The sequence below is a fragment of the Cupriavidus necator genome (genome assembly GCF_040578825.1).
GTDB lineage: Bacteria > Pseudomonadota > Gammaproteobacteria > Burkholderiales > Burkholderiaceae > Cupriavidus > Cupriavidus necator_E.
In genome coordinates, this window is sequence record NZ_JBEFLI010000010.1 from 66,178 (window position 1) to 79,251 (window position 13,074).

Below are 13,074 nucleotides of genomic sequence, written 5' to 3' on the forward strand. Positions count from 1 at the left end.
CACCTGCCTGGCGCAGGCTGCCTATCCGCGATGCGCGCAATCACGCGTCCTGCGTGGCGTCGCCCACATCGACCGCCAGCGCATCCGCGGCGACGGCCTCGCCGCCCTGCGCCGCGGCGCGCGCCTGGATGTCCCACATCTCGGCGTAGCGGCCGCGCGCCCGCATCAGCTCCGCATGCGTGCCGCGCTCGACGATGCGGCCATGGTCCATCACCAGGATCTGGTCGGCATGGACGACGGTGGACAGCCGGTGCGCGATCAGCAGCGTGGTGCGGTTCTGCGCCAGCCGCATCAGCTCGGCCTGGATCGCCTGCTCGGTGCGCGAATCGAGCGCCGAGGTAGCTTCGTCGAAGACCAGCACCGGCGGGTTCTTCAGCAGCGTGCGCGCGATCGCCACGCGCTGCTTCTCGCCGCCCGACAGCTTCAGGCCGCGCTCGCCCACCGGGGTGTCGTAGCCTTGCGGCAGCTCGCGGATAAAGCTGTCGATCTGCGCGGCGCTGGCGGCGGCGATGACTTCTTCGCGGCTGGCGTCGGGCCGGCCGTAGGCGATGTTGTAGAAGATGCTGTCGTTGAACAGCACCGTGTCCTGGGGCACGATGCCGATCGCGCGGCGCAGACTGTCCTGCGTGATCGCGCGGATGTCCTGCCCGTCGATCTCGATCGCCCCGGCGTTGACGTCGTAGAAGCGGAACAGCAGCCGCGCCAGCGTCGATTTGCCCGACCCGCTGTGCCCCACTACCGCGGTGGTGGTGCCGGCGGCGATGGTGAAGTCCACGCCGTCCAGAATCTGCCGGTCCGGCTCGTAGCTGAAGCGCACGTCGCGGAAGCGTACCTGTGCGCCGTTGACCCGCAGCGGCTGCGCGCCCGGCGCGTCAGCCACCTCCTGATGGGTGCCGAGCAGCACGAACATCCGGTCCATGTCGGTGGTGGCCTGCTTGATCTCGCGGTAGATCACGCCAAGGAAATTCAGCGGGATATAGAGCTGGATCATCAGCGTGTTGACCAGCACCAGGTCGCCCAGCGTCAGCTTGCCGTCGACCACGCCCACGGTGGCGCGCCACAGGATCAGGATCAGCCCGGCCGCGATAATGGCCTGCTGGCCGAAGTTCAGGAACGACAGCGAGTTCTGCGAGCGGATCGCCGCGGAGCGGTACTTGAGCAGGTTCTCGTCGTAGCGCCGCGCCTCGTATTCTTCATTGCCGAAGTACTTGACCGTCTCGAAGTTCAGCAGCGAATCGATCGCCTTCTGGTTGGCGCGCGAATCCAGCTCGTTCATCTTGCGGCGGAAATGCGTGCGCCATTCGGTGACGACGATGGTGAAGACGATATAGCCCACCAGCGCGCAGCCGGTAATCGCCGCGAACCAGATGTCGTAGTGCAGGATAAAGAAGCCGATCACCAGCCCCATTTCCACCAGCGTGGGCAGGATGCTGTACAACGAATATGAGATCAGCGACTGGATTCCGCGCGTGCCGCGCTCGATATCGCGGCTCATGCCGCCGGTCTGCCGGTCCAGGTGGAAGCGCAGCGACAGCGCATGCAGGTGGCGGAACACCTGCAGCGCGATCTCGCGCACGGCGCTCTGCGTCACCTTGGAAAAGAGCATCTCCCGCAACTCGGTGAACAGCGTCGCCGACAACCGCAGCATTCCGTAGGCGACGATCAGCCCTACCGGCACCACCAGCAAGGCGCGCGGGTCGCCCGCGTGCAGGTTCATGCTGTCGATCAGGCGCTTCATCAGCACCGGCACACCCAGGTTGGCGACTTTGGCCGCTACCAGGCAGGTCAGCGCCAGCATCACGCGCCACTTGTAGTGCCAGACGTAGGGCAGCAGGTTGCGCACCGTCTGCCAGTCGCTGCGGGGCGCGCGCTGACCGGGAAACAGCTTGACGGAAGCGGGGTCGGGGGCCTGCTCGGCGGTCGTGGAATAGCGGCGCATACGTTAGAATCCGGGCCAATGCGCGATTGTCGCAGAGATCGCGCAGCGCGGCAGGCGAAGGGTCTTTCGCCGCGGGCCGCGCTCCCCTCCTTCCGCTGTCCACCCGCATACCGTCATGAATCCTCCCCATACCGTTTCCGCCCTTCCTGCCGGCAAGAATCCCGCGCTGCGCGTGGTGCCGATGCCCGCCGACGCCAATGTGCACGGCGATGTGTTCGGCGGCTGGATCATGGCGCAGGTGGATATTGCCGGGTCGATCCCGGCGGTGGAGCGCGCGCAGGGGCGGGTGGCGACGGTGGCGGTAAATTCGTTCCTGTTCAAGCACCCGGTGTTTGTGGGTGACCTGGTCAGTTTCTATGCGGAGATCGTCAAGACAGGGCGTACCTCGATCACGGTCGAGGTCGAGGTCTATGCGCAGCGGATGCGGCATAGCAATGAGATCGTCAAGGTGACGGAGGCTACGTTGACGTATGTGGCGACGGATGAGTCGCGGCAGCCGCGGGTGTTGCCGTCGGCATGAGGGACTGAAGGCTTTCGATCCCCGATTGTTTGCTCCCTCTCACGCTTGCGCCGCTTGCGGGAGAGGGAGCAAACCCGCAGCGCGGGACGCGCCTGCGTCCTTACTCGAACTTCGTAAAATCCGGCCTCCGCTTCTCAAAGAACGCACTGAACGCCTCCTTCGCCTCCGGCGCCACCAGCATGCGCCGGAACACCGCGCCCTCCTCGGCCATCTGCTTTTCCACCTCGGCCATGGCCCCCGCCTTCATCAGCCGCTTGCTTTCGCGCAGCGAAGACGCCGGCAGCGCCGCCAGCTTGCGCGCCTGCTGCAGTGCAAAGTCATGCAGCTCGGCCACCGCCAGCACGCGCGTCACCAAACCAATCTCCAGCGCTTCCTGCGCGCTGAACGCTTCGCCCAGCAGCAGCTTCTCGGCAGCGCGCTGGTAGCCGACCAGCCGCGGCAGCAGCAGGCTCGATGCGGCCTCGGGACACAGGCCGAGCTGCACGAACGGCAGCGACAGCTTGGCAGTATCCGACGCATAGACCAGATCACAATGCAGCAGCATGGTGGTGCCCACGCCCACCGCCGCACCGCTCACTGCCGCCACGATCGGCTTGCTGGCATGGCTGATCTGGTACAGGAACTGGAATACCGGCGCTTGTTCCGCACCTTGGCCCAAAGCTGGCGGGCGCTGCATGAAGTCTTCCAGGTCATTGCCCGCGGTAAAGACTTCCGGCTTGCCGCGCAGCAGGATGGCGCGCACGTTGCGGTCGGTCTCGGCCGCGCGCAGCGCGTCGGCCATGGCCTGGTACATCGCCGCGGTGATGGCGTTCTTCTTGTCGATGCGGTCGAACTCGATCGTCAGGATGCCCTGCTCGATGCTGGTCAGGATGCTCATGGTTACCTCGTCTGTGAATGCATTGCGGGGGAGTTATTCAAAAGCCGGCGGCGACCCGGAAAGGTAGCTCAGCGCAAACGCGCGCGCGCCGACGTTCAGCGCCACGGTCAGGCTCATCGGCGCCAGCATCAATGCCACGCCTTGGCCGCGCGCGCTGCGTTCGAGCGACTGGTAGGCCGGCATCGCGCGCACAGCCTCGAGCGGACCGGCGTAGCAGACCGAGATTGCCGGCACCAGCAGGTCGCCATCCCGCAGGCACTGCTCGGCATGCTGCAGCACGCGGCGCGCGCCCTCTTCCGAGCCGCGGGCCCTGGCAATTGCCTCGGTATGGCCGCGGTGCATGCGCACCACCGGCCGGATATTGAACGCGCTGCCCATCACGTAGCGGCCCCAGGTAATGCTGCCTTCGCCCTTCTGGCGCGCGCGTGTGTACATGTAGAGCAGCTCGTCGGGCACCAGGAACATATGCGCGGCGTCGCGCAGACGGGTCTCGACGGCTTGCTGCACCGCCTGCGGGCTCGCACCGGCCGCGGTCATGCGCGCGGCTTCGCGCACGATCAAGGCCTGGCCCGGGCCGATCGCGCCGGTATCGATCACGGTCAGGTCGAACAGTCCTGAACGCCCCGCTTCCTTGCGCAGGCGCACGCTGCGCGCGACGGTGCCGATCACCGCGCCGGTGGCATGCGCATACAGCTTGCTGCGCGAGCTGGCGATGGTGAACAGGATGGCGCGGTCGCAACGTGCAACCACGTTGCGCAGCAGGTGTTCTTCCAGTTCGCGCTCGAGCAGCGGAATCGATTCGGCGTAGTGGTCCTGGCGCCCGACCGGGTATTGCTGGTAAAGCGTGGGCAGTGCGTCTTCATCGCGCGTATCGGCGACAAAGTGCTCGCCGGCGCGGATGCGGAACGGAATGGTGTGGACCTTCAGTTCGGCCATGATCTCGCGCGGCAGATCGCACGCGGCATCGGCCAGGATGGCTGTCTCCTGCATATTGTTGTTTCCTCCCTACCTGGTGACCCGCTTGGCGGGCGGCAGCTCCCGGTACTGCTTTCTTCACCTGACAGAAGGGCCGGACGGCCCGCGCGGGCCACCCGGCTATGGCGCGTTTAAACGCGCTCGAAGATGCCTGCGGCGCCCATGCCCGTGCCAACGCACATGGTCACCATGCCGTACTTCAGGTTGTGGCGGCGCAGCGCGTGCACCACTGTGGCCGAACGGATCGCACCCGTGGCACCCAGCGGGTGGCCCAGCGCGATCGCGCCGCCCATGCGGTTGACCTTGGCCGGATCCAGGTCCAGATCTCGCATCACCGCCAGCGATTGCGCGGCAAAGGCTTCGTTCAGCTCGATCCAGTCGATCTGGTCCTGCGTCAGGCCAGCGGCCTTCAGCGCCGCCGGGATCGCTTCCTTGGGACCGATACCCATGATCTCGGGCGGCACGCCACGCACCGCGAACGAGACGAAGCGCGCCAGCGGCACCAGGTTGAACTGCTTGAGGATCTTTTCCGAAACCAGGATCAGCGCTCCGGCTCCGTCGGAGGTCTGCGAGCTGTTTCCGGCGGTGACGCTGCCCTTGTTGGCAAACACCGGGCGCAGTTTGCCCAGGCCTTCGATCGACGTGTCCGGGCGCGGGCCTTCGTCCAGCGCAATGGTGCGCGTCTTGACGCTGACCTGTCCGCTGGCGAGGTCGGGGAATTTCTCCACGATCTCGATCGGCGTGATCTCGTCATTGAACTCGCCGGCCTGCTGCGCGGCGATGGCCTTCTGGTGCGAGGCCAGCGAGAACGCGTCCTGGTCCTCGCGGCTGACCTGCCATTGCTGCGCCACTTTCTCGGCGGTCAGGCCCATGCCGTAGGCAATGCCGACGTTCTCGTCGCGGGTGAAGATGTCCGGCGACATCGAGGGCGTGTTGCCCATCATCGGCACCATGCTCATCGACTCCACGCCGGCGGCGATCATCACGTCGGACTCGCCCACGCGGATACGGTCGGCGGCCATCGCCACCGCGCTGACGCCCGAGGCGCAGAAGCGGTTGACGGTAATGCCGCCCACGGTGTTGGGCAGGCCGGACAGCAGCGCGCCGATACGGGCCACGTTCAGGCCCTGCTGCGCTTCAGGGATGGCGCAGCCGACGATGGCGTCCTCGATCAGCTTCGGGTCCAGGTCAGGCACCTGCGCCACCGCGGCCTTCAGGATGGTGGCCAGCAGGTCGTCCGGGCGCGTGTTCTTGAACACGCCCTTGGGCGCCTTGCCGATCGGCGAGCGGGTGGCCGCAACGATGTATGCGTCTTGCAGTTGTTTCATGATGTCGGTTCCTCGCTTGCCTGTTAGTTCCGCACCGGCTTGCCGGTCTGCAGCATGCCCATGATGCGCTCCCGCGTCTTGCCGGTGCCGAGCAGGTCGACGAAGGCCTTGCGCTCCAGCGCGAGCAGCCATTCCTCGCTGACCAGCGAACCGGCCTCGACGTCGCCGCCGCACACCACTTCGGCGATGCGGGTGGCGATCAGGAAGTCGTGCGCCGAGATAAAGCCGCCGTCGCGCATATTGACCAGCGATGCCTTGATGGTGGCGATGCCCGAGCGGCCGGCCACCGGGATCAGCGTCGGCAGCGGCGCGCGGTAGCCGGCGTTGGCCAGCGCGCGCACTTCGTTCTGCGCCACGTACAGCAGCTCATGCACGTTGAACACGATCTTGTCGGACGGCTGCAGATAGCCCATCTGGCGCGCTTCCAGCGCCGAGGCTGACACCTTGGCCATTGCCGCGCTCTGGAAGCGGCTGGTCAGGAACTGCAGGTAGTTGGTGCTGCCCGCGGCCTGCGCCGCGCGTGCCGCGGCCAGTGCCGCTTCCTTCAGGCCGCCGCCGGCGGGAACCAGGCCCACACCGACCTCCACCAGGCCCACATACGTTTCCAGCGCCGCCACGCGCGCGGCCGAATGCAGCATCAGCTCGCAGCCGCCGCCCAGCGCAATGCCGGACGCCGCCGATACCACCGGCACCGACGCGTACTTCACGCGCATCATGCCGTCCTGGAACTTCTTCACGAACGGCTCGATGCCCTTGGCGCCGCCCATCATGAAGGCGGGCATCGCCGCTTCCAGGTTGGCACCGGCGGAGAACGGGCCGCCCGGCGCGCCGAGCTGCAGCGAAGTGGGCTGCCATACCACCAGGCCCTTGTACTCCGCTTCGGCCAGGTCGATGGCGCGGGTGAGGCCGTCGATCACGTCCGGCCCGATGGTGTTCATCTTGCTCTTGAACGAAACCACCAGCACGTCATCCTGGCCTTCGCTGACCCAGATGCGCACGGCATCGTTCTCTTCGACGGTACGGCCCGCCTTGCGCGGATCGACGTCGGCGCTGCCCTTCAGCGAAGCGCGCAATGCCTGGCGTTGGTACACCGGCAGCGTGCTGCGCGCGACGAACGACTGCGTCGCCGGCGACCAAGAACCGGCGGCCGCATGCACGCCCTGATGTTCTGCCACCGGACCTTCGAACACCCACGCCGGCAACGGCGCGGCGGACAGTGCCTTGCCGGCTTCGACGTCTTCCTTCACCCACTCGGCCACCTGCTTCCAGCCGGCCGCCTGCCAGTCCTCGAACGGACCCGAGTTCCAGCCGAAGCCCCAGCGGATCGCCAGGTCGATATCGGCGGCGGAGCCGGCGATCTGCTCCAGGTACACGGCGATGTAGTGGAACACGTCGCGGAACACCGACCACAGGAACTGCGCCTGCGGGTTGGTCGACTCACGCAGCAGCTTGATGCGCTCGGCCGGTTCCTTCTTCAGCATGCGCACCACGATCTCGTCGGCCTTCTTGCCCGACTCGACATACTGGCCGGTCGTTGCGTCCAGCACCTTGATCGCCTTGCCTTCCTTCTTGTAGAAGCCCGCGCCGGTCTTCTGGCCCAGCGCGCCCGCGTCGACCAGGCCCTTGAGCACGGCCGGAGTCTTGTACACCGGCGCGAACGGGTCGTCGTGCAGGTTGTCCTGCATGGTCTTGATCACGTGCGCCATGGTGTCCAGGCCAACCACGTCCGCGGTGCGGAAGGTGGCGGACTTGGCGCGGCCCAGCTTGGAGCCGGTCAGGTCGTCGACGACGTCGAACGGGATGCCGAACTTCCCGGCTTCGGCAAACACGGCGAGGATCGAGAAGATGCCGACGCGGTTGGCGATAAAGTTGGGCGTGTCCTTGGCGCGCACCACGCCCTTGCCGAGCGAGGTGGTAAGGAAGGCTTCGAGCTTGTCGAGGATTTCCGGCTGCGTCGTCGCGGTTGGGATCAGCTCGACCAGGTGCATGTAGCGCGGCGGGTTGAAGAAGTGCACGCCGCAGAAGCGCGACTTCAGGTTCGCATCAAACCCATCGGACAGCGCGGTGATCGACAGGCCCGAAGTGTTGGTTGCGAAGATCGCATGCGAGGCCAGGTGCGGTGCGACCTTCTTGTACAGGTCGTGCTTCCAGTCCATGCGTTCGGCGATTGCTTCGATCACCACGTCGCATTCCTTCAGCAACGCGATATCGTCTTCGTAGTTGGCGGCCTGGATGGCGCCCGCTTCGTCCTTGATGCCGAGCGGCGCGGGCGAAAGCTTCTTCAGGTTCTCGATGGCGCGCAGTGCGATGCCGTTCTTCGGGCCTTCCTTGGCAGGCAGGTCGAACAGCACCACGGGCACGCGCGCGTTGACGAGATGGGCGGCGATCTGCGCCCCCATGACGCCGGCACCCAGCACGGCGACTTTCTTGACGATGAAATTGGACATGCTCGCTCCTGGATTAGTGAGCGTTGAGGTGAGAGTTTTTTCTGGGCGCTTCCATTGCCTGCTGTTTGCTCCCCTCTCCCATTTATGGGAGAGGGGTTGGGGGAGAGGTGGGCGCTTCGACTAAGTGCGTCGGCATAACAAGCTCCTGCCCTCTCCCCCGGCCCCTGTCCCGCTAGCGGGAGAGGGGAGCAAACCGGCGGGAGCGCAAATGCCCCGGAAATTCAGAACAAATCCGCGTCCAGCGCCATCAGCGAAGCCGAACCAGCGCGCGCCTTGCGGATCTCCGCTGCCGTCTCCGGCAGCAGCTTGGCAAAATAGAAGCGCGCCGTGGCCAGCTTGGCGGTGTAGAACTTGTCGCCGCTCGCTTCCTTCTCCAGCGCGATCTTGGCCATGCGGGCCCAGAAGTACGAGAACACCAGGTGGCCCACCACGCGCAGGTACGGCACCGCGGCGGCGCCCACTTCGTCGGCGTTGCCCATCGCCTTCATGCCGATTTCCATGGTGAGCTTCTGCACCTTGTCGCCAATGTCGGCAAGCGGGTTGATGAACTCCTGCATGGCTTCGTTGGTGCCCTCGGCCTCGACGAACTCCTGCACGATCTTGCCGAAGGCCTTCATCCGCGCGCCCATGTCGCCCAGGATCTTGCGGCCCAGCAGGTCCAGCGCCTGGATGGTGTTGGTGCCTTCGTAGATCATGTTGATGCGGGCATCACGCACGTATTGCTCCATGCCCCATTCGGCGATGTAGCCGTGGCCGCCGAACACCTGCATGCCCTCGTTGGTCGAGGTGAAGGCGTTGTCGGTCAGGAAGGCCTTGATCACCGGCGTCAGCAGCGCGACCAGGTCGCCGGCCTGCTTGCGCACGGCCTCGTCCGGGTGCGACAGCTCGCGGTCGATCTGCAGCGCGGTCCAGTAGCTGAAGGCGCGGCCGCCCTCGGCATAGGCCTTCTGCGTCAGCAGCATGCGGCGCACGTCCGGGTGCACGATGATCGGATCGGCGGCCTTCTCCGGCGCCTTGGGGCCGGTCAGCGAGCGCATCTGCAGGCGGTCCTTGGCGTAGGCGACCGAGTTCTGGTACGCCACTTCGGTCAGCCCCAGGCCCTGTGCGCCCACGCCCAGGCGGGCGGCGTTCATCATCACGAACATCGCGTTCAGGCCCTTGTTGGGCTCGCCCACCAGCCAGCCGCGCGCGCCGTCCAGGTTCATCACACAGGTGGCGTTGCCGTGGATGCCCATCTTGTGCTCGATCGAGCCGCACTTGATGCCATTGCGCTCGCCCGGGTTGCCGCTGGCATCGGGAATGAACTTGGGCACCACGAACAGCGAGATGCCCTTGGTGCCGCCCGGTGCGTCCGGCAGGCGCGCCAGCACCAGGTGGATGATGTTCTCGGCCAGGTCGTGCTCGCCGGCGGAGATGAAGATCTTGGTGCCGGTCAGCAGGTAGGAGCCGTCGGCCTGCGGTTCGGCCCTGGTGCGCAGGATGCCCAGGTCGGTGCCGCAGTGCGGCTCGGTCAGGCACATGGTGCCGGTCCAGACGCCGGACACCAGCTTGGGCAGGTAGGCCTGCTGCAGCTCGGGCGTGCCGTGCGCATGCAGCGCCTCATACGCGCCGTGCGACAGGCCCGGGTACATGGTCCACGCCTGGTTGGCCGAGTTGAGCATCTCGTACACCACGTTGTTGACCACAATCGGCAGGCCCTGGCCGCCGAACGCCGGATCGCACGCCAGCGCCGGCCAGCCGGCCTCGACGTACTGCTGGTAGGCTTCCTTGAAACCGGTGGGGGCCTTGACCACGCCGTCGCCGGCGTAGGTGCAGCCCTCGCGGTCCCCCACCTGATTGAGCGGGAACACGACGTCCGAGCAGAACTTGCCGGCTTCCTCGATGACCTGGTTGATGGTGTCCGCGTCGATGTCCGCGTGCGGCGGCATCGCCTTGAGTTCGGCTTCGGCGCCGAGCAGTTCATGTAGCACGAACTGCATGTCGCGCAACGGTGCGGTGTACTGGCCCATCTGAGACTCCTTGGAGTTGTGCGATGCCGCCATGCCGCCCGTCCCGCTTGCGCGCGACGGCCCGACCGGCGACCTCAGGTACGGTAAGACTGAATCAGTTTATTGAGCGCGACCATGGCAAGCTCGGCGCTGTCAGGCAGGCGCAGGAAACGGGCGTCATGATGCAAGCCTAGTTCAAGGCTGTACATCTCGAACAGCATCAGGCGCGGATCGCAGTCCGCGCGCAGGTGCCCCTCTTCCTTGGCCTGGTTGATGGCGCGTGTGATCGCTGCCCGCCAGATGGTGACGCTCTTGACCAGCTCGTCACGCACCAGGCTGCCGCTGCGGTCGTCGTACTCCACCGCGCCGCTGATGTAGATGCATCCCGTTGTCACTTCCTGGATGCGCTTCTCCATCCAGCGCCGCACCATCGACCACAGCCGGGGCAGTCCGCGCGGCTCCTGCAGCGAGGGGTAGAACACCTCCTGCTCGAACCGGCGGTGATACTCCCGCACCACCTCTACCTGCAGGTCCTCGCGCGAACCGAAGTGCGCGAAGACGCCGCTCTTGCTCATCTGCATGCGTTCCGCGAGCAGCCCGATGGTGAGACCCTCGAGCCCGTCGCGGGACGACAATTCCAGTGCGGCATCCAGAATTGCCACGCGCGTCATTTCACCCTTGCGCATTGGCGCGGGGGAAGCGGCGGCGGATTCGAGACGGGCTGACTGGTGTCGCATGTTTTTTCTCCGTTCAGCGTGGCCCTGCTGCGGCCCCGCGTATGACCCTGACGTTGCATTCTTATGCTTGCGGCCGGACCGGCGAATTTGCCGGTGCATACCGCGAATGCACGCAGTCTAAGCCAAAAAAGAACGGTCGTTCAGATTATTCTGGCGCAGCAGTCGACCATCAAGCTTTTAATTAGACCGGTGTTTCTAAACGGACTGCAATGCAGCATGTCCGTCACCGCGCGCGCTGCAACTGGTTTCGGCAAAGTTGCGGTAGCGGCCTGCCGCATGGCAGCGAACGCACACTGCGGCATCGTTCAGTAGCGGCCGGCCACACCCGCAATGATGACACCCAGACGCAGCAGCATGTACGCCGCCCAGTTGCCGAGCCGATGCAGCGGCGATCTGCGCGCGTGCACTTCCGGCATCACGCGCACGCTGCGGTGCGCAATGGCACGCTCCAGCGCCGCGCGCAGTTCGGCGGCGAAGGCCGCATCATAAACGGCGACGTTGGCCTCGCGCGCGAGCAGCAGGCTGAACGGGTCCATATTGCTCGATCCCACCGTGGCCCAGGCCTCGTCGGCCACGCCGACCTTGGCGTGCAGGAAGCTCTCGGCGTACTCGTAGATCTCGACGCCGGCTTCGAGCAGCGAGGCGTACAGCGCGTGCGTGGCGTAGTGCTGCAGCCGGTATTCGACCATGCCCTGCAACAGCAGCCGCACGCGCACGCCGCGCTCGCGGCAGGCCAGCAGCGCGCGGCGCATCTTGTGGCCGGGCAGGAAGTAGGCGTTGGCGAGGATCACGTCATGGCGCGCGGCGCCGAGCGCGCGCAGGTATTCGCGCTCGATGGTGCGGCGGTTGCGCAGGTTGTCGCGCAGCAGCAGCGCGGCGCGCACGCCGCCGGCCGCTTCCGCTTCGGGGCGCGGCGGCAGGTCGGTGATCAGCGGGTAATCGGCCACCGCCGCCGAGCGGCTCTGGTAGCCGCTGCCATGCGCATCGGGACGCAGCGACAGCCGCCACCAGAGCCGCTCAGCGCTCAGCGCGATGCGGTCCACCAGCGGGCCGCTGACCTGTACCGCGAAGTCATAGCGCGGGCCCAGGTTGGCGCCCTCGAACGGGCCGTGGTTGTGGTCGTCGATGATATTGATGCCGCCGACAAACGCCACGCTGCGGTCGATCACGGCGAGCTTGCGGTGCAGCCGGCGCAGGTGCCGCCTAGCCAGCCGGAAGCCGCGCAGCACGCGGTAGACACGCAGCTCCACGCCCCCGGCGCGCAGCCGCTTCGCCATCTCGACGGGCATGTCGCCGGCGCCGAAGCCGTCGACGGTCACGCGTACGGCGACACCGCGCTCGGCAGCACGGATCAGCGCCTCGCTGACGGCGCGGCCGATATCGTCGTCGGCATAGATATAGGTTTCCAGCATCACCTGGAACACGGCCTGGTCGATCGCTTCGATCAGCGCCGGGAAGAAGTCGTGGCCGCCGTGCAGCAGCCGCACGGTGTTGCCGGTGCTGGGCCGGCCGCGGCGCCAGGTCCAGCGCAGCATGTGGTGGCGCGGGGCATGGTCCGCGGGGACCGCGCCATCGCCGGAACGGGCGGAGGGGGATATCCGTGACATGCCGAGATTATCGGACAGAATTCGGCACGGAAGGCGCCGCGCGCACATGGCCGCGCGCATCTCTGCTATCGTCGATGCCGAGGTATTCCACAGACGCCCCCACGGAAACGATTGTGAAGGTATTCGGTATCACCGGCTCGTCCGGCAGCGGCAAGACCACGCTGCTGGACCAGCTTATTCCCCGCTTCGTCGCTGCCGGCCTGCGCGTGGCCGGCGTCAAGCACACCCACCACGGCTTCGATCCCGATACGCCCGGCAAGGATTCCTGGCGCATGCGCGAGGCCGGCTGCGCCAATGTCGTGCTGGTCGGCGCGCGGCACCTGACGCTGATGCGCCACTACCCTGAGGCGGTGCCATCGCCCGAACTGGATGATGCGCTGGCAGTGCTGCCGGCGGACACCGACCTGGTGCTGGTGGAGGGGTACAAGCGCAGCGATTTTCCCAAGCTGGAGGTGTTTCGTCCGGCGCTGGGGCGCGCGCCGCTGTGGGATGAAGTGCCGGGGGTGGTGGCGGTGGCCAGCGACGAAGCGGCGGCGGTGGCGGGGATGACGAAGCTGCCGGTGCTGGATCTGAATGATGGGGACGCGATTTTTGCGTTTGTCCGGGACTATGCGGCGAGTGGGCGCTAAGCGCGGAGCCAACACCCGTGGCACCCA

The 13,074-nt window shown here is 66.4% G+C and carries 10 protein-coding genes; 2 read left to right on the forward strand and 8 right to left on the reverse strand.

Features of this window, described 5'->3' with window-relative positions:
• Positions 1-40 precede the first annotated feature (40 nt).
• Positions 41-1,939 carry an ABCB family ABC transporter ATP-binding protein/permease gene (locus AB1I47_RS07840; protein ID WP_354683205.1) on the reverse strand — a complete coding sequence of 633 codons (1,899 nt, stop codon included), beginning with the start codon at positions 1,937-1,939 and terminating at the stop codon, positions 41-43.
• 115 nt (positions 1,940-2,054) lie between these two features.
• On the opposite strand from AB1I47_RS07840, the gene AB1I47_RS07845 reads away from it, so the two are divergent.
• Positions 2,055-2,459, forward strand: a complete 405-nt coding sequence (locus tag AB1I47_RS07845) for an acyl-CoA thioesterase (protein ID WP_354683206.1) — start codon at positions 2,055-2,057, stop codon at positions 2,457-2,459.
• 100 nt (positions 2,460-2,559) lie between these two features.
• On the opposite strand, the gene AB1I47_RS07850 is transcribed toward AB1I47_RS07845, so the two are convergent.
• The 7 genes from AB1I47_RS07850 to clsB all read right to left on the reverse strand — a co-directional run bounded on the left by AB1I47_RS07850 (position 2,560) and on the right by clsB (position 12,466).
• Positions 2,560-3,336 (reverse strand): enoyl-CoA hydratase, encoded by a 777-nt coding sequence (locus AB1I47_RS07850; RefSeq protein WP_354683207.1) that lies wholly within the window; start codon positions 3,334-3,336, stop codon positions 2,560-2,562.
• A 33-nt stretch (positions 3,337-3,369) separates the two neighbouring features.
• Entirely contained in the window at positions 3,370-4,326 is a 957-nt protein-coding gene (locus tag AB1I47_RS07855; RefSeq protein ID WP_354683208.1) for a DegV family protein, read from the reverse strand.
• A gap of 116 nt (positions 4,327-4,442) precedes the next feature.
• On the reverse strand, positions 4,443-5,642 hold the full coding sequence (locus AB1I47_RS07860; protein WP_354683246.1) for an acetyl-CoA C-acyltransferase: 1,200 nt from the start codon (positions 5,640-5,642) through the stop codon (positions 4,443-4,445).
• A 20-nt stretch (positions 5,643-5,662) separates the two neighbouring features.
• Complete coding sequence (locus AB1I47_RS07865; RefSeq protein WP_354683209.1) at positions 5,663-8,086, reverse strand: 3-hydroxyacyl-CoA dehydrogenase/enoyl-CoA hydratase family protein; 2,424 nt, start codon at positions 8,084-8,086, stop codon at positions 5,663-5,665.
• 221 nt (positions 8,087-8,307) lie between these two features.
• Positions 8,308-10,095 (reverse strand): acyl-CoA dehydrogenase C-terminal domain-containing protein, encoded by a 1,788-nt coding sequence (locus AB1I47_RS07870; RefSeq protein ID WP_354683210.1) that lies wholly within the window; start codon positions 10,093-10,095, stop codon positions 8,308-8,310.
• A gap of 74 nt (positions 10,096-10,169) precedes the next feature.
• Positions 10,170-10,760 (reverse strand): TetR/AcrR family transcriptional regulator, encoded by a 591-nt coding sequence (locus tag AB1I47_RS07875; protein ID WP_354683247.1) that lies wholly within the window; start codon positions 10,758-10,760, stop codon positions 10,170-10,172.
• A 356-nt stretch (positions 10,761-11,116) separates the two neighbouring features.
• A complete protein-coding gene (gene clsB / locus AB1I47_RS07880) occupies positions 11,117-12,466 on the reverse strand; it encodes a cardiolipin synthase ClsB (RefSeq protein ID WP_354683248.1) in 1,350 nt (449 codons plus the stop codon).
• 65 nt (positions 12,467-12,531) lie between these two features.
• On the opposite strand from clsB, the gene mobB reads away from it, so the two are divergent.
• Positions 12,532-13,047, forward strand: a complete 516-nt coding sequence (gene mobB / locus AB1I47_RS07885; RefSeq protein WP_354683211.1) for a molybdopterin-guanine dinucleotide biosynthesis protein B — start codon at positions 12,532-12,534, stop codon at positions 13,045-13,047.
• Positions 13,048-13,074: the final 27 nt, after the last annotated feature.

Excerpts from the sequence above, each read along its gene's own strand:
- AB1I47_RS07840 (WP_354683205.1), bottom strand. The coding sequence starts at position 1,939 with ATGCGCCGCTATTCCACGACCGCCGAGCAGGCCCCCGACCCCGCTTCC.
- AB1I47_RS07850 (WP_354683207.1), bottom strand. The coding sequence starts at position 3,336 with ATGAGCATCCTGACCAGCATCGAGCAGGGCATCCTGACGATCGAGTTC.
- AB1I47_RS07875 (WP_354683247.1), bottom strand. The coding sequence starts at position 10,760 with ATGCGCAAGGGTGAAATGACGCGCGTGGCAATTCTGGATGCCGCACTG.
- AB1I47_RS07855 (WP_354683208.1), bottom strand. The coding sequence starts at position 4,326 with ATGCAGGAGACAGCCATCCTGGCCGATGCCGCGTGCGATCTGCCGCGC.
- AB1I47_RS07865 (WP_354683209.1), bottom strand. The coding sequence starts at position 8,086 with ATGTCCAATTTCATCGTCAAGAAAGTCGCCGTGCTGGGTGCCGGCGTC.
- AB1I47_RS07845 (WP_354683206.1), top strand. The coding sequence starts at position 2,055 with ATGAATCCTCCCCATACCGTTTCCGCCCTTCCTGCCGGCAAGAATCCC.
- clsB (WP_354683248.1), bottom strand. The coding sequence starts at position 12,466 with ATGTGCGCGCGGCGCCTTCCGTGCCGAATTCTGTCCGATAATCTCGGC.
- AB1I47_RS07870 (WP_354683210.1), bottom strand. The coding sequence starts at position 10,095 with ATGGGCCAGTACACCGCACCGTTGCGCGACATGCAGTTCGTGCTACAT.